Origin of the sequence: Variovorax multivorans (genome assembly GCF_051216835.1) — a bacterium.
GTDB lineage: Bacteria > Pseudomonadota > Gammaproteobacteria > Burkholderiales > Burkholderiaceae_C > Variovorax.
The window spans coordinates 48712-67081 of sequence record NZ_JBPJZL010000003.1 but is presented as its reverse complement, the minus strand read 5'-3'; the positions used below and the strand labels follow the sequence as shown (position 1 = coordinate 67081).

The window sequence follows — 18370 nt, the reverse complement described above, 5'->3', positions numbered from 1 at the left end:
CACGCGGGCTTCACGCGGCCCGCACATTCGGTGTCTAACTTCGGCCCCCATTGCACACATCAATGGAGCACCGGCCATGGACAACGGACCCATCGGACACACCGCAGCGTGGCGCGACCACATGCCCTTCGACGACATCACCCGGCGCGCACTCGCGTGTCTTGCCCTCCTGGCGGGCATTGCGAGCCTCTACGCGTTTTTCTGGTGGGCCGCGTCAGCCACCGGCTTCTTCTTTTTCGAGGGCTATCGCCATACCTGGGAGGGCCTGGGCACGGCACTCGCGTTCCGGGACATGGACACGGCGTATTACCTGCTGAGCTGGGTCTTTTCTGTGTTCGGCGGGCTGTTCGGCTGGGCCGCGCTGATTGGGTTTGCCGCAACGCACCGGCGCGGTTGGGATGCGGTCTCGCGCTGGATCAAGATCGGCTGTGCGGTCGGCGCGGCGGCTGGGCTGGCGTTCGAGCCCGGCCGGCTGCTGGCGCTGGGCCCCATCGTCTGCGTGATGGCGCTGCTGTTGCGGTCGATGCTGATGCCGGCAAGGGCCGCGATCAGCCCGAGGCAACAGGCACATCAAGGCTGAGCTTCACGGCGTCCATCGTGACCAGCGTGCGAAATCGCTTCACGTTGTTGCTCTGGAAGAAAAGCTGCCGCGTCAGTGCCGTGTATTGCGCCATGTCGCGCACCACGAAGACGAGGATGAAGTCCCACTCGCCCGTCACGTAGTAGCACTGCTGCACCTGCGGGCAGTCCCTGAAGCTTTGCTTCATCGCGTCGAGCAACTCGATCTGCTCGCTCTCAGTTTCCACCTCCGCCACGATGGTCAGCGGGTGGCCCAGCGCGGCGGGCGACAGTACGGCGCCGTAGTGCTGGATCACGCCCTCGTCGCGCATGCGCTTGAGCCGCCGGTTGACGGCCGCGGTCGACAGGTGCACGCGCTCGCCCAGTTCGCTCTGCGGCATGCGGCTGTCCGCCTGGATCAGCTCCAGCAGGCGAAGGTCGAGGGTGTCGAGGGGCGTCATGAAGTGGGAAGTGACGCAAAAACGTTGCGTCGAAGGCGGCAATTTTGCGCGCCCATACCGCCGCATTGTCAATAGCATCTCGCCATGAACCTCACCGATGCACCCTTGCGCGAAACGCTCACCGGCTGGCGGCGGCAACTGCACGCCATTCCCGAAACCGGCTTCGAGGAAGCGAAAACCTCGGCCTTCGTCACCCGGGTGCTGAAGGCGCTGGGCCTCGATGTGCACACCGGCATCGGCGGCACTGGCCTCGTGGCCAACCTGAAGGTGGGCAGCGGCAAGGGCGTTATCGGCCTGCGCGCCGAGATGGACGCGCTCAACATCACCGAGCTGCCCGCCGACCGCGCCTACGCATCCGGCACACCCGGCAAGATGCACGCCTGCGGCCACGACGGCCATATGTCGATCATCCTCGGCGCGGCGCAACTGCTGCGCGAGCGGCAGGATTTCGACGGCACCGTGCGCTTCATCTTCCAGCCGGCGGAGGAACACGGCCGCGGCGCGAAGGCGATGATGGACGACGGCCTGTTCGAGCGCTTTCCGGTCGACGAGATCTACGGCCTGCACAACATGCCCGGCATGCGCGTCGGCACCATCGCCACGCGCGTGGGCGGCCTCATGGCGAGCGAAGACAACTTCGTGATCCACGTGAAGGGCCGCGGCACGCATGCAGCGCGGCCGCACATGGGCATCGACCCGATCGTCATCGGCGCGCAGATCGTGCTGGCGCTGCAGAGCATTGTTTCGCGCACGCTCGACCCGGGCGCGCAGGCGGTGGTCTCGTGCACCGAGTTCATCACCGATGGCATCCGCAACGCGATTCCGTCAAACGTGGTGATCAAGGGCGACACGCGCAGCTACGACCCGGCGGTGCAGCAGATGCTGGCCAAGCGCATGCGCGAGATCAGCGAGGGCATCTGCCGCATGCATGGTGCCGAATGCGAATTCAGCTACACGCACGAGTTCGCGCCCACCGTGAACTGGGCCGAATGCGTGCCAACGGCGGTTGCCGCCGCCACGGCCATCGTGGGCGCCGGGAACGTCGATGCCAACGTGGCGCCGATGATGATTTCGGAAGACTTCGGTGCGTTCCTGAAGGCCGTGCCCGGCGCCTTCGTGTTCCTGGGCAACGGCGCCGAGGGCGAACCGGGCGGCACGCCGCTGCACAACGGCAGCTACGACTTCAACGACGAGGTGCTCGCAACGGGCGCCCGCTATTTCGCGGAGATCGTCCGCCTGCGCCTTCCCCGGCACAACGAAACAAGAGACTGACCGGCATGCTGTTCACCAACCCCCAGGCGCGGCGTAGCGCTTATGACGAATCGTTGAGCGAGGTGATGAACATCGCGCGCGGCCAGGAGAGCCGGCAGTGGCTGTCGCACTGGAACCAGCTCGCGCCGCACCCCACGCCGGCATGGCCGCTGCCTCGACTGGCGGCGCAGCTGGGCATCGGCCAGGTGGTCGTCAAGGACGAATCGAAACGCTCGGCGCTCGGCAGCTTCAAGGTGCTGGGCGCGCCCATTGCGCTGCTGCGGCTCGTGCTGCGCCGATGGCCCGGCCGTGGGTGGACGCCTGCCGATCTGCTGGCAGGCAGGCATGCGGCATCGCTGCGCGACTTCGTGGTCGTCAGCGCCACCGACGGCAACCACGGCCGCGCGCTCGCCGCGGCGGCTCAGAGCATCGGCTGCCGCTGCGTGATCGTGCTGCATGCCCAAGTCAGCGAGGAGCGCGAAACGCCGATTGCCGCGCTGGGCGCGGAGATCGTGCGCATCGCCGGCAACTACGACGAGTCGGTCGAGGAGGCCGCGCGCCTTGCCCGCGTCAACGGATGGGAGGTGGTCTCGGACACCTCCTACGACGGCTACGAAGAGGTGCCGCGCGATGTGATGCAGGGCTACGGCATCCTGGCCGACGAGTTGCTGGAAGACGTTGCCGCCGACGCGCCATGCCCGTTCACCCACGTCATCGTGCAGGGCGGCGTGGGCGGGCTGGCCGCGGGCGTCGTCAGCCATTTCTGGGAGCGCTACGGCGCGGCGCGGCCGATCTTCATCGTGGTGGAGCCCGAGCAGGCCGACTGCCTGCTGCAAAGCGCGCGCAGCGGCCGGCCGGACCGAGCAACGGGTTCGGTCGACTCGGTGATGGCGGGACTGGCCTGCGGCGAAACCTCGCCGCTCGCATGGCGCTTTCTTCAACCGGCCGTCGACCTGTTCATGACCGTGACCGACGTGCAGGCCGAACACGCGATGCGCACGCTCGCGAGCGGCGAGGCGGGCGACGTGCCCGTGCTGAGCGGTGAATCCGGCGCGGCCGGCCTGGCGGCGCTGCAGGTGCTGGCGGCCGACCCGGAAGGCCGCAGCGCTGCCGGCTTGGGCGCCGATGCGCGCGTGCTGCTGATCAGCACTGAAGGCGCGACCGCACCCGGTGTGTATCGCGCATTGACGGGTCGTTCGGGCGAGGAGGTCGTGGCGGCGCAACGGCAGTGGCTGGCGCGCGAGGGCATGTTCGAGCAGGCCGCCATATAAGCGAAGCGGCCAGACCCCTCAGCCCACGTCCCAGCCGAAGAAGCGCAGCACCTCGTCGCGTTGCTTCATCGCATCGGCGCGCCCCAGCGCCATCAGCTCGCGCGTGTAGCCCGACTCGAACAGCAGGTAGCTCGCGAGCGCGCCGCCCTTCACATCGGCCGCCACCTTCGAGCCGCCCAGCAGGTGCCGCACTGCGCCGGGCAGGGCGTCGACGTGGCGCCCCGCGATCACGTCGAGGCGCTCCGACGGCGAGATCACCAGCAGATCGAGCGGACGCAGCGCGCTCGCCGCGCGCGCCTCTTCGGGAATCAGCCCGAGCGTGTGGTTGATGCGCCGCAGCCGCTCGATGTCCACCGCCAGCGCATCGAGAAAAATGCTCGACAGCGCATGGCCCGCGATCTGCGCCATCGTCGGATAGCCGCTGTGGGTGTTGGGCGCGTCGGTGTCGCGCGGCTCGTGCATGCGGCCCGCGCCGATCACCACGATGCGCTGCGCGCCGAGATGGATGGCTGCTGCAATCGGCGCCGACTGGCGCATCGAGCCGTCGCCGAAGTACTCGGTGTGGCCCTGCATCGGCAAGGCCGTGGCCGGAAACACGAAGGGAATGGCCGACGACGCCAGCAGGTGCGTGTGCGTGATGCGGTCGCGCACCGACAGGCGCTGCGAGCGCACCCACGGCTCCATCGGCACGGCCGCCTCGAAGAAGGTGACGTGTTCGCCCGAGCTGTAGCTCGATGCGGTCACGGCCAGCGCCTGCAGGTGGCCTTCCTTCATGAGCTGCGGTAGCCGGTCGAGCGGCACCATGCTCCGCAGCAGCTCAGCCAGCGGCGTGTTGTCGAGCAGCGATTTCGGCTTGATGCGCATCCAGTTGGCCGCGAAGCGCCCGAGCCCGAGCAGCATGCGCCAGCGCGCGCCGCTGCCAATGACCGAGAGCGAATCGGCGCGGTACACCTGCTCGGCGCGGAACTGGCCCCAGACCTCGGCGATGTGCGCCACCACGTGGTCGAAGTTGTCGCAGCCGCAGGCCAACGCGGCCGCGTTGATGGCGCCGGCCGAAGTGCCGGTGATGACCTGAAAGGGGTTGCCCGTGCCGGCGGAGGGGCCGACGGAGCGCCGGATCTCGGCAATGGCCTCCAGCACGCCCACCTGGTAGGCGGCCCGGGCGCCGCCCCCGGTGAGCAGGAGGCCGGTGGCGACGGGGCTTGTCTCTGGCATTTTTGGTTATTGGGAGGCTGTTCGATGCTGGCTCGGAGAGCGCACTAGACTACCCGCCATTCAGGAGTTAGATCAATGGCACTCACCCCAGATGGGCTCATGGACGCGCTCAAGGCCGTCGCGGACCCTAACACCGGCAAGCAATTCGTGGCGACCCGGTCGCTCAAGAACCTCCAGATCTCGGAGAGCGACGTCTCGTTCGACCTCGAACTCGGCTACCCGGCGAAGAGCCAGCACGCGGCCATCCGCAAGGCGCTGGTGGCTGCCGCCAAGGCGGTGCCGGGCGTGGAGAACGTGTCGGTCAACATCGTCACCAAGGTCATCAGCCACGCGGTGCAGCGCGGCGTGCAGTTGATGCCCAACGTCAAGAACATCATCGCGGTGGCCTCGGGCAAGGGCGGCGTGGGCAAGAGCACCACGGCGGCCAACCTGGCGCTGGCGCTGGCGTCCGAGGGCACCACCGTCGGCCTGCTCGACGCCGACATCTACGGCCCCAGCCAGCCCATGATGATGGGCATCGAAGGCCGCCCCGACAGCGCCGACGGCAAGACCATGGAACCCATGGAGCGCCACGGCGTGCAGGTCATGTCCATCGGCTTCCTGGTCGACCAGGACCAAGCCATGATCTGGCGCGGCCCCATGGCCACGCAGGCGCTGGAGCAGCTGCTGCGCCAGACCAACTGGAAAGACCTCGACTACCTCATCGTCGACATGCCCCCGGGCACCGGCGACATCCAGCTCACGCTGAGCCAGCGCGTGCCGATGACGGGCGCGGTGATCGTCACCACGCCGCAGGACATCGCGCTGCTCGACGCGAAGAAGGGCATCAAGATGTTCGAGAAGGTCGGCGTGCCGATCCTCGGCATCGTCGAGAACATGGCGGTGCACATCTGCTCGAACTGCGGCCATGCCGAACACATCTTTGGCGCGGACGGCGGCAAGAAGATGGCGGCCGAGTACCAGATGGAATACCTCGGCGCACTGCCACTGGACATCAAGATCCGGCTGCAGGCAGACAGTGGGGCGCCTACTGTGGTGTCCGATCCGGAAGGCGACGTTGCCGGCATCTACAAGGCTGTGGCGCGTCGCGTGGCCGTTGGCATCGCCGAAAAGGCCAAGGACTTTTCGGCGAAGTTTCCGACTATCTCGATCAGCAAGAACACGTAGGGAATGGCGTTCCGATGAACCTGCTCGCCTCGATGCGCTACCTGGTCGCGCTGAACGAGCACAAGCACTTCGGCCGCGCGGCGCAGGCCTGCCACATCACGCAGCCTGCGCTGTCGAATGCACTGCGTGCGCTGGAGACCGAGTTCGGCGTCGTCATCGTCAAGCGTGCCCGCGTGTACGTCGGCCTCACGCACGAGGGTGAGCGCGTGCTGGCCACGGCGCAACGCATGCTGCGCGACAACGAAGTGCTGCTGCAAGAGCTGCGCAGCGACGTGGACAACCCGCATGGACGCCTGCGCATGGCCGCAGTGCCCACGGCGATACCGATGCTCTCGCGCTTTGCGGCCATGCTGCAGCAGCGGCACCCGGGTATCGTGCCGGCCGTGCTGTCGATGAGTTCGCAAGACCTGGAAACAGGACTCGAAAGCCTCTCGATCGACCTCGCGCTCGGCTACACCGAGCGCATGCATCTGCCTGGCATCAAGCTCACGGCCTGGCCGCAGAGCATCGAGCACTACTTCCTGCTGCGCCGCGCGAAAACGGCTTCGGCCGATGAGCTGCGCATCGGCGAGCCCATCTCGTGGGCCGAGGCCGGCAAGCTGCCGCTGTGCCTGCTCACCTCCGACATGCACAACCGCGCCATCGTCGATCAGGCGCTGCGCGAGGCCGGCGTGCCTGTGATGCCGGCCATCGAAACCAATTCGGTGCTCACGCTGGCGCTGGCGGTGAGCGCGGGCACGGTCAACAGCGTGCTGCCCGGTGGCATGGTCGCGGCCGTGCGCAGCCACCGCGAGCTGGAAGCGCTGCCGCTGATGGCGCCGGACGTGCGCACGCCCATCGGCTTCATGACACAGGACGGCGTGCGCGCCTCGCGTGCGCTCGAGGCGGCGCTGGCCTTTCTGCAGACGCTCGAGTGGCAGGAGCAATTGCAGCAGCACAGCGGCGCGCTCGGCGAATGACAGGAACCAAAGGCCTAATCATTTAGTTATTGAATCAGGCCATGCCCTGATCGAATTTGACGGAGATTTAACCGTTAGCTCACACTCCGCGACCCGGATTAGCAATAACTTACACATCCGGCGAACAAGGAGAAATATGGCAGGTTCATCTGCAGGCGTTCTCGATGGAGAACGCGTCGTTGGGGGAGGGGCGCAGACGCAACCCGGCTTCCTGGAAAAAGAACGCATCATCGCGGGCCCCGGCTTCAATCGCTGGCTGGTTCCGCCGGCTGCATTGGCCATTCATCTGTGCATTGGCATGGCGTACGGCTTCTCGGTGTTCTGGCTGCCGCTGTCGAAGGCGCTCGGCACCGCCGGCACCGGCGCACAAGCCTGCGCCAAGGACATGAGCTTCTTCGCCGAGCTCTTCGCCACCAACTGCGACTGGCGCGTGGCCACGCTCGGCTGGATGTACACCCTGTTCTTCGTCTTCCTCGGCTGCTCGGCGGCCCTGTGGGGCGGCTGGCTCGAACGCGCGGGCCCGCGCAAGGCCGGTGTGGTGTCGGCGATTTGCTGGTGCGGCGGCATGCTGCTGTCGGCGGTGGGCATCCACCTGCACCAGTTCTGGCTGATGATCCTCGGCTCGGGCGTGATCGGCGGCATTGGCCTCGGGCTGGGCTACATCTCGCCGGTGAGCACGCTGATCAAGTGGTTCCCCGACCGCCGCGGCATGGCGACCGGCATGGCCATCATGGGCTTCGGCGGCGGCGCGATGATCGGCTCGCCGCTGGCGGTCGACCTGATGAAGCGTTTTTCCACGGCCACTGATGTTGGCGTGATGCAGACCTTCGTGGTCATGGCGCTCGGCTACTTTGTGTTCATGATGGCCGGCGCGCTGGGCTACCGCGTGCCGCCCTCGGGCTGGAAGCCCGAAGGCTGGACTCCGCCTCCGGCGCAGACCACCAACACCATGATCACGCAGCGCCACGTGCACGTGAAAAAGGTCTGGGGCATTCCGCAGTTCTGGCTCGTGTGGCTGGTGCTGTGCATGAACGTGAGCGCGGGCATCGGCGTGATCGGCATGGCCTCGCCCATGCTGCAGGAAGTGTTCGGCGGCGCGCTGATCGACCTGCCGGCCAAGTACGGCCAGCTCGACAAGACCCAGCTCGCGGCCATCGCGGTGGTGGCAGGCGGCTTCACGGCGCTGCTGTCGCTGTTCAACATCGGCGGGCGCTTCGTGTGGGCCAGCCTGTCGGACAAGCTGGGCCGCAAGCTCACCTACACGGTGTTCTTCGTGCTCGGCGGCATCCTGTACGCGAGCATTCCCTCGTCGGCCGGCGCGGGCAGCAAGCTGCTGTTTGTGGGCGCGTGCTGCGTGATCGTGTCGATGTACGGCGGCGGCTTCGCCACGGTGCCGGCCTACCTGGCCGACCTGTTCGGCACGCAGTTCGTGGGCGCCATCCATGGCCGCCTGCTCACGGCGTGGGCCACGGCCGGCATCCTCGGCCCGGTGGTCGTGAACTACATGCGCGAGTACCAGCTGGGCCTGGGCCTGCCGCGCGAGCAGGTCTACAACCAGACCATGTACATCCTCGTGGGCATGCTGGTGATCGGCTTCATCGCCAACCTGCTGGTGCGCCCGGTGGCCGACAAGCACTTCATGACCGACGACGAACTGGCCGTCGAGAAGAAGCTGGCGCACGAGAAGGCCTCGGCGGCCGAAGTGGGCAGCGGCTCGGGCCGTGCCGACACGGTGAGCCCGGCGGTGGTGGCGCTGGCCTGGGTGGCGGTGGGTATTCCGCTGGCCTGGGGTGTGTACAAGACCCTGATCAGCGCGGCCAAGTTCTTCGGCTGATCCTCTGAGCGATCAGCGGCCCGAGGGCTGTGCGGCGAACACTTCGATCGCCGCCAGCCGGGCCACCGAACGGCCCGGCTTCACATCGCCGGCCATCACCAGCCGCGCCATGCCGTTGCGACCCAGCGGCGCGCCGTTCAGGCTGTAGGCAACCAGCGCCATGCGGTTGCCGGATTCGGGTGCGATCTCCGCGAGCGAGACCACCGCACGGTAGCCGTCGCTGCCGACCACCACCGCATACATCGAGAGCACCGGGTTGCGCACCGTGGTGTCCGGCTTGAGGCCGACCGACGCATCGTTCAGCAGGGTCCACAGGCTCACGCCGGTGTAGGTGTTGCTGCCGGCCGTCAGCGTGACGGCGGGCAGTGCCTGCAGGGCTGCGAGGTCGAAGGTGGCGCGCTTGCCGACGATGCCCGAGACGGTGAAGAAGGGCGAGATGCCTTCGTTGGTGGCGGCCGTAACGTGCGGCGTCATGGCGCCTGTCTGTGGGCTGCCGCCGGCACAACCTGCGAGCACGGTCAACAGGGACAACAGGAACAGGGTGCGGTCTTTCACTGGAACTCCTCGTTTCCCCGGGCGGGTAGCGTCGTATTCATTCTTGCATAGCGCTGACAGCCCACCGCGGCGGACAATGGCGGCCCGCATTGGTTTACGCTTGGCGCCAACATGAAATCCAAAGTCCAGTTCCGTCTGCGCGTCTACCGGGACGACACCATCGCCATCGGTCCCGGCAAGATCGCCGTGCTCGAAGCCGTGGCCGAGACCGGCTCGATCTCGGCGGCTGCCCGGCTGCTGGGCATGTCGTATCGCAGGGCCTGGATGCTGATCGACGAGATGAACCAGTCGCTCGCCTCGCCGGCCGTGAACACCGCCGCTGGCGGCTCGCGCGGCGGCGGTACGGCGCTGACGCCGGTGGGCGAGGAAATCGTCAAGCACTACCGCGCCATCGAGAACGCGGCGCGCCTCGCCACGGCCGCCGATATCCGCGCGCTGACGCGCCTGCTGGCGCCATGAGCTCCGAGGCCGCCGCCGATGTCGTCTGCCGCCCGGTCGGCCTGGTGCGCAGCCGCTTCACTGAGGCCACCGGCATGCCGATCCAGACGGCCGGCGCGCCCGAAGAAACCGGGCGCGTCGAAGTGTTCGCCGAGTTCACGCCGGGCCTGCGCGACATCGAGGGCTTCGACTACCTGATCCTCGTCACCCATCTGCATCAGTGCGCGCACGAGCGGCTGGAGGTGGTGCCCTTTCTGGACAACGCATCGCACGGCGTCTTCGCCACACGCGCGCCCGCGCGGCCGAACCGGCTGGGCCTGTCGATCGTGCGGCTCACCTCGGTGGAGGGCACGACGCTGCACTTCAGCGGCAACGACATGATGGACGGCACGCCCGTGCTCGACATCAAGCCCTACGTGCCGAAGTTCGACGTGCGCGAGACCGACCGCATCGGCTGGTTCGGCGCCAGGCTCGATCGGCTGCCGCGCACCCGCTCCGACGGCAGGATGGGCTGATCGGGCGGAGCGTTTTCCGGCGGGTCCTGCCAGCCTTGCCAGCACGCCTGCCTGCCGCACCAGCGTTTCGTCGAAACAGCGTTCGCCGCTCAGCAGGTTGCCGAGCGCCGCGCCGGCAAAACTTCGAGGATGCGCTCCGCACCCGTCATGTGCCGCTACATGCGTGTCACTGCTCCCGGTGGTCGACCCACACCGCCTGGCGGCGCAGCACCTCGCCGATGTCGCCGGCATCGGCCGTTGCCACGAAGAAGGACTGGCTCGCCCCGTCGGGGCCGGTGATGGACAGCACGAAGCCCTCTGCATCCATGGCGCGCTCGATGCGCCATTCCTGCACCTGCGTCACGTGGTGGCGAAGCTCCGGCCGGCCGGAGATCGAGCGAACAACGGTGTCGTGGATGGAAGGGCGCATGGGTGGGATATCTCCTACGCTGTATTCCTCAGTATATGAAGACTCATGGCTTTGCGCACCCCCGTGAGAACCTTAGGGCTCATCGTGTAACAATCTCGCCGTATTTTCATGAACACGACGAACTCGCTCATCGCTTCGACCGACTGGTTCCCGCTGGTGCTGTCGCTCAAGGTTGCCGCCGTGGCGACCCTGCTGGCGCTGATCGTCGGCGTGGCGCTGGGCTGGGTGTTTGCGCGCAAGAAGTTCTTTGGCCGCACCGTGCTCGAGGCCGTCTTCATGCTGCCGCTGGTGCTGCCGCCCACGGTGATCGGCTACGCGATCCTCGTGGCGGCCGGGCGCCGCAGCCCGCTGGGCGCGTGGCTGCGCGAGCATCTCGACTACACCATCATCTTCAGCTGGCACGGCGCCGTGGTGGCCTCTGCCGTGGTCGCGCTGCCGCTGGTGCTCAAGTCGGCCAGCGCGGCGTTCTCGGGCGTCGACCGCTCGCTCGAAGCCGCGGCCAGCACGCTGCGGCAGTCGCCGTTCTCGGTTTTCCTGCGTGTCACGCTGCCGCTGGCCTGGCCTGGCATTTTGGCCGGCACGCTGCTCGCGTTCGCGCGTGCCATGGGCGAATTCGGCGCGTCGCTGATGGTGGCCGGCTCCATCCCCAAGCAGACGCAGACGCTGTCGATGGCCATTTATGACGCGGTGCAGGCAGGGCACGACGACCTCGCTCTGCTGCTGGTCATCGTGACTTCGCTGCTGTCGATCACCGTGCTGGTGCTGTCGAACCGCTTCTTTTCTCTTCGCTGATTTCGTTTCAACAATCTGGAGTTGTCCATGCGTCCGTTTCGCCTTCTGTCGTTGATTCTTGCACTCGCCTTGCCGCTGGTTGCGGGCGCCCAGCAGATCACCGTGTCCGCCGCTGCCAGCCTGACCGACGCGTTCAAGGAAATCGGCCCCAAGTTCGAGGCGGCCAAGGCGGGGTCCACGGTGCGCTTCAACTTCGCGGCCTCGGGCGTGCTGCTGCAGCAGATCGGCCAGGGCGCACCGGTGGACGTGTTCGCCAGCGCCGACCAGGAAACGATGAACCGCGGCGTCGAGCAGAAGGCGATCGACGCCGCCACGCGAAAAGACTTCGTCACCAACAGCCTAGTGCTCATCGAGCCGGCCAAGGAAGGCGTGGGCCTCAAGACGTTGCAGGACCTGGGCGGCGCCGGCGTGAAGAAGATCGCCGTCGGCAAGGTCGCCACCGTGCCGGTCGGCCGCTACACCAAGCAGGTGCTGGACAACGCCAACCTCTGGACCACGCTCGAACCCAAGTTCGTACAGGCCGACAGCGTGCGCCAGGTGCTCGACTACGTGAGCCGCGGCGAGGTCGAGGCCGGCTTCGTCTACCGCACCGACGCGGCCGTGGCCGGCGACAAGGTGAAGATCGCCTTCACGCCCACCGGCCACACGCCCGTGACCTACCCCATCGCCGTGGTCGCCGAGAGCAAGCAGAAAGCGCTGGCCGGCGACTTCATCGCCTTCCTCTCGACGCCTGCCGCGCAGGAAGTGCTCACGCGCTACGGATTCGGCAAGCCATGATCGATGTCGATCTGAAGCTCACGGTGGCCGACGGCCGCCGGCGCTTCGATCTGGCGGTGCGTTTCGCGACGGACGTGCCCTTTGCCGCGCTCTACGGCCCGTCGGGCGCGGGCAAGTCGCTGACCTTGCAGGCCATTGCCGGCCTGCTGCATCCTTCGTCGGGCCACGTGCGGCTCGACGGCCGCACGCTGTACGACTCGGCCCAGGGCATCGACGTGCCCGCGCCGGCGCGGCGCATCGGCTACTTGTTCCAGGACTACGCGCTGTTCCCGCACCTGAGCGTGCGCGAGAACGTGGCCTTCGGGCTGACCGCATGGCACCGCCGCAAGCCGGCTGCGAAAGACGCCGAACGCGTGCACGCCCTGCTCGAAAGCTTCGGCCTCGCGGCGCTGGCCGACAGCCGACCGCAGAGCTTGTCGGGCGGCCAGCAGCAGCGCGTGGCGCTCGCGCGTGCGCTGGCCTGCGAGCCGCAAGTGCTGCTGCTCGACGAGCCTTTTGCTGCGCTCAACCCGATGCTGCGCGCGGAGCTGCGCAACGAACTTGCGCAGGTGCGCAGGCAGTGGGGCATTCCGGTGCTGATGATCACGCACGACATCGAGGACGTGCTCGCGCTGGCCGACGTGGCCTTCGTCTACAAGGATGGGCAGGTGGTGCGCGAGATCGACCTGCACAATGCCGAAAGCCGCGACTTTGCGCTGCGCGATATCGCTGGCGTGCAGGCTGTGGAAGAGACGCCGTTGCGCAGCAAGTTGCGCGGGCTGCTGATGCAAGACGTACGCGGCTGACGTTTGTGTATCGCATAAGCGATACAATTTTGGCGATGAAAACCGCCACCATCCCTTCCGTGCGTGTCGAGCCCGAGTTCCGCGACGAAGTCGAGCAAGTGCTCGGCAAGGGTGAATCCTTGTCCCAGTTCGTCGAGGCAGCCGTCCGCGCCTGTGTTCTGCAGCGAAAGAGCCAGGCCGAGTTCGTCGCCCGTGGCATGAAGTCGTTGGCGAGCGCGCGCCGCAGCGGCGAGTATGTCGAGGCTGGCGAAGTGATGCATCGTCTCAAGGCAAAACTCGAAACGGCAAAGAAGCAGCAGAGCGCGGCGCGTCGGTGAGCTACTCGGTCCGGTTCACGCGCCAGGCGGCTGACGACTTGGAGCGGCTGTACGACTTTGTCCTCGAGCGAGAGCTCGCGAGGGGCGGCGATCTGGAGTTGGCCTCGCGGGCCCTCGAGGCTATCGAGCACGGCATTGCCACACTCGGTTTTTCGCCCTTCACTTGCCGCAAGGCGGGCGACAGCCCCTTCATCCGCGAACTTGTGATTCCCTTCGGTGCCAGCGGCTACGTCGCATTGTTCGAAATAGAAGCGAACGACTCGATCGTCGTGGCCGCTGTCAGGCATCAGCGGGAAGACGATTACCACTGAGCGAGCAAGGCCGCGGAGGCCGCTACGGCGATGCCCTTCATTTCCTTTTTGAATCGCCGCATGTCCCGATTCAATTTGACGCTCCGCAGGCCCACGGCGAACACTCGCCGGCATGAGCAGTGAGCAGAAGATCGAGTTTTACAAGGGCCCTGCGGGCGGTTGGGGCGCACTGCGCAGCGTGACGACTGCGCTGCTGCGGCAGGACATTCCCATCAAGGGCGCGAAGACGCTGCTGTCGGCCAACCAGCCCGACGGCTTCGACTGCCCCGGCTGCGCCTGGCCCGACCGCAACCATGCCTCGACCTTCGAGTTCTGCGAGAACGGCGTCAAGGCCGTGGCCGCCGAAGCCACCGCGCGCCGCGCCGGCCCCGAGCTGTTCGCCAAGCACACTGTGGCCGAACTCGCTGCGCAAAGCGACTTCTGGCTCGAAGACCAGGGCCGCCTCACGCACCCCATGGCCTACGACGCGGCCAGCGACAAGTACGTGCCCATCGAATGGGACGACGCCTTCGCGCGCATCGCCCGGCATCTGAACGCGCTGCCCGACCCGAACCAGGCCATCTTCTACACCTCGGGCCGCGCGAGCAACGAGGCGGCCTTTCTGTACCAGCTGTTCGTGCGCGAGTACGGCACCAACAATTTTCCCGATTGCTCGAACATGTGCCACGAGCCCAGCGGCAGCGGCATGCGCCCGCAGTTCGGCGTGGGCAAGGGCACAGTCACGCTCGACGACTTCGAGAAGGCCGACGCGATCTTCATCTTCGGCCAGAACCCCGGCACCAACCATCCGCGCATGCTCGGCGAGCTGCGCTCGGCTTCCAAGCGCGGCGCGCGCATCGTGAGCTTCAACCCGCTGCGCGAGCGCGGCCTGGAGCGCTTTGCCGATCCGCAGGACAAGCTCGAGATGGCGACCATGGGCTCCACGCCCATCAGCACGCACTACTTCCAGCTGCGCGTGGGCGGCGACTTCTCCGTCATCAAGGGGATGATGAAGCACGTCATCGAGCGCGAAGACGAAGCGGTCGCGCGCGGCGAGCCCTCGGTGCTCGACCATGAATTCATTGCCACGCACACCACCGGCTTCGACGCGCTGGCAGCTGACCTGCGCGCCGAGTCGTGGGACATCCTGGTGCAGGAGTCGGGCCTGAGCGAAGCGCAGATCCGAGCCGCAGCCGACGTGTACCTGGGCGCCAAGCGGGTCATCGCCTGCTGGGGCATGGGCATCACGCAGCACCAGCATTCGGTCGCCACCATCCAGATGATCGGCAACTGGCTCATGCTGTGCGGCCACATGGGCCGCGAGGGCGCGGGCGCCTGCCCGGTGCGCGGCCACAGCAACGTGCAGGGTGACCGCACCATGGGCATCTGGGAAAAGCCGCCTGCAGCCCTGCTCGACCGGCTGCAGAAGGTGTTCGACTTCGAGCCGCCGCGGCAGAACGGCGTCGACACGGTCGAGGCCATCCGGTTGATGCTCGACGGCAAGGGCAAGGTGTTCTTCGCGCTCGGCGGCAACTTCGCGGCGGCCACGCCCGACACCTACCAGACCTGGAAGGCGCTGCAGCAGTGCGACCTGACGGTGCACGTGACCACCAAGCTCAACCGCAGCCACGTGGTCCACGGGCGCGAGGCGCTGATATTGCCTTGCCTGGGCCGCACCGAGATCGACATGCAGGCCGCCGGCCCGCAGGGCGTGACGGTGGAAGACTCGATGAGCATGGTGCACATCTCGATGGGCATCAACCCGCCTGCGTCGCAGCACCTGCTGTCGGAGCCGGCCATCGTGGCGCGGCTCGCGGCCGCCACCATCGGCGCGCGAAGCAAGACGCCGTGGCTGTGGCTCATCGAAGACTACGCACGCATCCGCGACAAGATCGAAGCCGTTTTCGACGACTTCAAGGACTTCAACACGCGCGTGGCGCACCCCGGCGGCTTCCGCCTGCGCAACACCGCGAGCGAGCGCGTGTGGAACACCGCGTCGAAGAAGGCCGTGTTCTTCACGCACGCCGTGCCGCTGGACACCCATTCGCATCGCGCCCGCGCGCGCTTCGCGAAGAAGGGCGACACCATCGTCTTCACGCTGCTGACCACGCGCTCACACGACCAGTACAACACCACCATCTACGGCATGGACGACCGCTACCGCGGTGTGTTCGGCCAGCGCCGCGTGGTGTTCATCAACAAGGAAGACATCGGCAAGCTCGGCATGAAGGACGGTGACTGGGTCGACATCCAGACCGTGTGGAACGACGGCCAGGAGCGCCGCGCCGACCGCTTCAAGCTGGTGGCCTACGACATTCCGCGCGGCAACATCGCGGCCTACTACCCCGAGACCAATCCGCTGGTGCCGCTGTCGGCTGTGGCGGAGAACGCGGGCACGCCGACTTCCAAGTCCATTCCCGTGGTGCTGGTGCCGCACGAGCTGCCGATCCAGAAGCTGGCGGAGGACCAGGCGGACGGGATGGTGGCTGCATGAGCCACCGGGCCGCTGCGGAGGTGATCGGATGAGCGCCTTGCTCCAGGACGACCTTTCCGTGGCCATCCTGCGCATGCTCGCGCAGGCGCCGGACGATGCTGGTGTTTCGCTGCCGCGCCTCGGCAAGCGGCTCGGACAGGGCGCGAGCGTGCTGATGCGTCGGCTCACATTGATGGGCGATGCAGCCATCGGCGGCGTGCGCGGCCCCGGCTGGGTCCGCGTGGAGCAGCAGGACGGCCGCTGGGTCGCACACCTCCAGGAGCCCGGACGGGCGCAGGTGCAAACGCTGCCCCCTGAAGACGAAATGGGCGACTGAGCCGACAATGGCAGGCCCACCCGGAGCCACCATGTCGCAGCCAGACCTCGCCGATTCCGAAGACACCCTGCCGCCGCTCTCACGGCACGCCGTGCACGTCTTCGGCGAGCGCGGCGTTGGGCCCGAAGGCGTGGTGCGCGACGACACCTTGGCGGCTGAGGTGCCGGTGGCGCTGGTGTTCAACGGTGTCTCGCACGCGGTGATGATGGCCACGCCGCAGGACTTGGAAGCCTTCGCGCTCGGCTTTGCGCTGAGCGAAGGCATCCTCGACACCGCCGCCGATTGCCGAGGCATCGAAGTGCAGACGGTTGATGCCTCCGATGCCGGCCTGCCCGAAGGCATGCCAGGCATCGAGGTGCAGCTTGAAATTTCCACCCGCAGCTTCGAACGCCTGAAAGACCGCCGCCGCAGCCTCGCAGGCCGTACCGGCTGCGGCGTGTGTGGCGTCGAGAGCTTCGCGGGACTTGATTTGTCACCGCAACGCGTGCCGCAACACGACTGGATCGAACGCGTCGACCTGGCGACAGTGCTGCGCGCCTTCGCCGCCATGTCGCCGCGCCAGATCCTCAACGCCGAAGCCGGTGCGATCCATGCCGCAGCGTGGGCCACGGTCGACGGCGAACTCACCGACCTGATGGAAGATGTCGGCCGTCACAACGCGCTCGACAAGCTGCTCGGCAAGCTCGCGCTGGCAGGGCGCCTTGAGGAGCCGGGTTTCGTGCTGATGTCCAGCCGCGGCAGCCATGAGCTCGTACGCAAGTGCGCGCGCCTCGGCATTGCGGCGATGGCGACCATCTCTGCGCCGACCTCGATGGGTGTGCGCATGGCCGAGCTTTGCGGCTTGCGTTTCTGGGGGCTGTGCCGTGCGCCGCGTGGTGTGCTTTATGCCGATGGGTTTTCGCTCTTGTCGAGAGCCAGCACGGCATCAGCCACCGCTTCGATTCCCTGATCCGACAGATCCGCCGCCGCCACGTTGCGGCGGCTTTCCCACGCCCGAAAGTGCAGCTCCTGCGACTTCTGGTAATGCGGGTCGTAATGCAACGCCATCAGCTCCGCAAACAGATGCGGCAGATCGGCTTCGCGCGCCCACTGCTGCCAGCGCGCCACCGTCTCCTTCCCCTGCATTTCCTTCAGCACACCCATCTTGTCGGCGAGCGCATCGCGGTCGTCGCCTAGATAGGCGTAGTCGCGCAGCAGATAAGCCAGCCGCGCCTCGCGCGTGGCCGCCACCTCGATGCACTGCGCCGCCCGCATCCGCGCCACCAGCGACAACGGCAGCGACAGCCGCCCGATCCGGATGCTCTCGCCCTCCACATACAGCGGGCGCGAAAGATCGACGGTTTCCAGCACCGCCGCGATAAGCGTCTCGAAGTGCTTCTGCGAAGGCTGCGCCACACCCGGCAGCGAGCCGAGCAGCGAGCCTTTGTGACTGGCGAAGTCTTCCAGGTCGAGCACCTGCGCGCCGCGCGCGGCCAGCGCGTGCAGTACGCGGGTCTTGGCGCTGCCGGTGGCCCCGCAGATCACGCGCAGGTCGAGCTTCGGGGTCAGCGTGTCGATCTGCGAGATCACGTGCCGGCGAAAGCTCTTGTAGCCGCCGGCGAGTTGCTGCGCGTCCCAGCCCACAAGGCGCAGCCAGGTGACCATCGAGCCGCTGCGCATGCCGCCGCGCCAGCAGTAGACCAGCGGTTTCCAGTTCTCGGGCCGGTCGGCCAGCGTGTCGCGTAGATGCCGCGCGATGTTGGCCGCGACCATCGCGCCGCCGATGCGCCGTGCCTCGAAGGCGCCGGTCTGCACGTAGACGGTGCCGACGATGCGGCGCTCTTCGTCGTCGAGCACCGGGCAGTTGATTGCGCCGGGAATGTGGTCGAGCGCGAACTCGGCCGGGGAGCGGGCGTCGATCAGCGTGTCGAAGGCGTGGCGGTCGCCGACCCGCACGGGCTGGCGATGACTCATGGCAGGAACCTCA

General features: G+C 67.2%; 21 protein-coding genes. 16 read left to right on the top strand and 5 right to left on the bottom strand.

From position 1 onward, the window contains the following. Positions 1 to 76: 76 nt before the first annotated feature. Positions 77 to 580: a hypothetical protein gene (locus tag ACSFCA_RS07265; RefSeq protein ID WP_258353282.1), complete on the top strand. Its 504-nt coding sequence runs from the start codon at positions 77 to 79 to the stop codon at positions 578 to 580. On the opposite strand, the gene ACSFCA_RS07260 is transcribed toward ACSFCA_RS07265, so the two are convergent. Next, positions 549 to 1019, bottom strand: a complete 471-nt coding sequence (locus ACSFCA_RS07260) for an Lrp/AsnC family transcriptional regulator (protein WP_258353283.1) — start codon at positions 1017 to 1019, stop codon at positions 549 to 551. The two genes, ACSFCA_RS07265 and ACSFCA_RS07260, sit on opposite strands and share 32 nt — an antisense overlap. 84 nt (positions 1020 to 1103) lie before the next feature. On the opposite strand from ACSFCA_RS07260, the gene ACSFCA_RS07255 reads away from it, so the two are divergent. Together ACSFCA_RS07255 and ACSFCA_RS07250 are read left to right on the top strand one after the other, a co-directional pair. Beyond that, positions 1104 to 2291, top strand: coding sequence for a M20 aminoacylase family protein (locus ACSFCA_RS07255; RefSeq protein ID WP_435459382.1), 1188 nt, complete (start codon positions 1104 to 1106; stop codon positions 2289 to 2291). A 5-nt stretch (positions 2292 to 2296) separates the two neighbouring features. After that, positions 2297 to 3541 carry a diaminopropionate ammonia-lyase gene (locus ACSFCA_RS07250; RefSeq protein WP_435459383.1) on the top strand — a complete coding sequence of 415 codons (1245 nt, stop codon included), beginning with the start codon at positions 2297 to 2299 and terminating at the stop codon, positions 3539 to 3541. 18 nt (positions 3542 to 3559) lie between these two features. Here ACSFCA_RS07250 and ACSFCA_RS07245 read toward each other — a convergent pair whose 3' ends face one another. Next, a complete protein-coding gene (locus ACSFCA_RS07245) occupies positions 3560 to 4756 on the bottom strand; it encodes a patatin-like phospholipase family protein (RefSeq protein ID WP_258353286.1) in 1197 nt (398 codons plus the stop codon). 75 nt (positions 4757 to 4831) lie between these two features. On the opposite strand from ACSFCA_RS07245, the gene apbC reads away from it, so the two are divergent. From apbC to ACSFCA_RS07230, 3 genes are all read left to right on the top strand, one after another. Further along, the gene (gene apbC / locus ACSFCA_RS07240; RefSeq protein ID WP_435459384.1) at positions 4832 to 5923 is read left to right on the top strand and encodes an iron-sulfur cluster carrier protein ApbC; all 1092 of its coding nucleotides are present in this window, start codon (positions 4832 to 4834) and stop codon (positions 5921 to 5923) included. Between the two features lie 14 nt (positions 5924 to 5937). Next, complete coding sequence (locus ACSFCA_RS07235; protein WP_435459385.1) at positions 5938 to 6882, top strand: LysR family transcriptional regulator; 945 nt, start codon at positions 5938 to 5940, stop codon at positions 6880 to 6882. 136 nt (positions 6883 to 7018) lie between these two features. Then, positions 7019 to 8716, top strand: a complete 1698-nt coding sequence (locus ACSFCA_RS07230) for an OFA family MFS transporter (RefSeq protein ID WP_258353289.1) — start codon at positions 7019 to 7021, stop codon at positions 8714 to 8716. Between the two features lie 12 nt (positions 8717 to 8728). On the opposite strand, the gene ACSFCA_RS07225 is transcribed toward ACSFCA_RS07230, so the two are convergent. Further along, complete coding sequence (locus ACSFCA_RS07225) at positions 8729 to 9271, bottom strand: hypothetical protein (protein WP_435459386.1); 543 nt, start codon at positions 9269 to 9271, stop codon at positions 8729 to 8731. A 111-nt stretch (positions 9272 to 9382) separates the two neighbouring features. Here ACSFCA_RS07225 and ACSFCA_RS07220 point away from each other — a divergent pair, with 111 nt between their 5' ends. Continuing rightward, positions 9383 to 9730, top strand: coding sequence for a winged helix-turn-helix domain-containing protein (locus ACSFCA_RS07220; protein ID WP_093058016.1), 348 nt, complete (start codon positions 9383 to 9385; stop codon positions 9728 to 9730). Then, positions 9727 to 10224 (top strand): tRNA (N6-threonylcarbamoyladenosine(37)-N6)-methyltransferase TrmO, encoded by a 498-nt coding sequence (tsaA, locus tag ACSFCA_RS07215; RefSeq protein WP_435459387.1) that lies wholly within the window; start codon positions 9727 to 9729, stop codon positions 10222 to 10224. The genes ACSFCA_RS07220 and tsaA overlap by 4 nt, the downstream gene beginning before the upstream one ends. A gap of 166 nt (positions 10225 to 10390) precedes the next feature. Here the strand turns inward: tsaA and ACSFCA_RS07210 are convergent, their stop codons facing one another. Further along, positions 10391 to 10633 (bottom strand): hypothetical protein, encoded by a 243-nt coding sequence (locus ACSFCA_RS07210; RefSeq protein ID WP_093077393.1) that lies wholly within the window; start codon positions 10631 to 10633, stop codon positions 10391 to 10393. Between the two features lie 108 nt (positions 10634 to 10741). Here ACSFCA_RS07210 and modB point away from each other — a divergent pair, with 108 nt between their 5' ends. The 8 genes from modB to fdhD all read left to right on the top strand — a co-directional run bounded on the left by modB (position 10742) and on the right by fdhD (position 17353). Continuing rightward, positions 10742 to 11425 (top strand): molybdate ABC transporter permease subunit, encoded by a 684-nt coding sequence (gene modB, locus ACSFCA_RS07205; RefSeq protein ID WP_258353293.1) that lies wholly within the window; start codon positions 10742 to 10744, stop codon positions 11423 to 11425. 27 nt (positions 11426 to 11452) lie between these two features. Further along, on the top strand, positions 11453 to 12202 hold the full coding sequence (gene modA, locus ACSFCA_RS07200) for a molybdate ABC transporter substrate-binding protein (protein WP_435459388.1): 750 nt from the start codon (positions 11453 to 11455) through the stop codon (positions 12200 to 12202). Beyond that, positions 12199 to 12987 carry an ABC transporter ATP-binding protein gene (locus ACSFCA_RS07195; RefSeq protein WP_258353295.1) on the top strand — a complete coding sequence of 263 codons (789 nt, stop codon included), beginning with the start codon at positions 12199 to 12201 and terminating at the stop codon, positions 12985 to 12987. Before modA ends, ACSFCA_RS07195 begins: the two co-directional genes overlap by 4 nt. Before the next feature lie 35 nt (positions 12988 to 13022). Then, positions 13023 to 13304 carry a YlcI/YnfO family protein gene (locus ACSFCA_RS07190; RefSeq protein WP_258353296.1) on the top strand — a complete coding sequence of 94 codons (282 nt, stop codon included), beginning with the start codon at positions 13023 to 13025 and terminating at the stop codon, positions 13302 to 13304. Then, positions 13301 to 13615 carry a type II toxin-antitoxin system RelE/ParE family toxin gene (locus tag ACSFCA_RS07185; protein WP_258353297.1) on the top strand — a complete coding sequence of 105 codons (315 nt, stop codon included), beginning with the start codon at positions 13301 to 13303 and terminating at the stop codon, positions 13613 to 13615. The genes ACSFCA_RS07190 and ACSFCA_RS07185 overlap by 4 nt, the downstream gene beginning before the upstream one ends. Positions 13616 to 13727: 112 nt before the next feature. Beyond that, positions 13728 to 16088 carry an FdhF/YdeP family oxidoreductase gene (locus ACSFCA_RS07180; RefSeq protein WP_435459389.1) on the top strand — a complete coding sequence of 787 codons (2361 nt, stop codon included), beginning with the start codon at positions 13728 to 13730 and terminating at the stop codon, positions 16086 to 16088. Positions 16089 to 16116: 28 nt separating this feature from the next. Continuing rightward, a complete protein-coding gene (locus ACSFCA_RS07175) occupies positions 16117 to 16404 on the top strand; it encodes a hypothetical protein (RefSeq protein ID WP_093058009.1) in 288 nt (95 codons plus the stop codon). Positions 16405 to 16435: 31 nt separating this feature from the next. Next, positions 16436 to 17353, top strand: coding sequence for a formate dehydrogenase accessory sulfurtransferase FdhD (fdhD, locus tag ACSFCA_RS07170; protein WP_435459390.1), 918 nt, complete (start codon positions 16436 to 16438; stop codon positions 17351 to 17353). Here fdhD and mnmH read toward each other — a convergent pair. After that, positions 17287 to 18357 (bottom strand): tRNA 2-selenouridine(34) synthase MnmH, encoded by a 1071-nt coding sequence (gene mnmH, locus ACSFCA_RS07165; RefSeq protein WP_435459391.1) that lies wholly within the window; start codon positions 18355 to 18357, stop codon positions 17287 to 17289. The two genes, fdhD and mnmH, sit on opposite strands and share 67 nt — an antisense overlap. Positions 18358 to 18370: the final 13 nt, after the last annotated feature.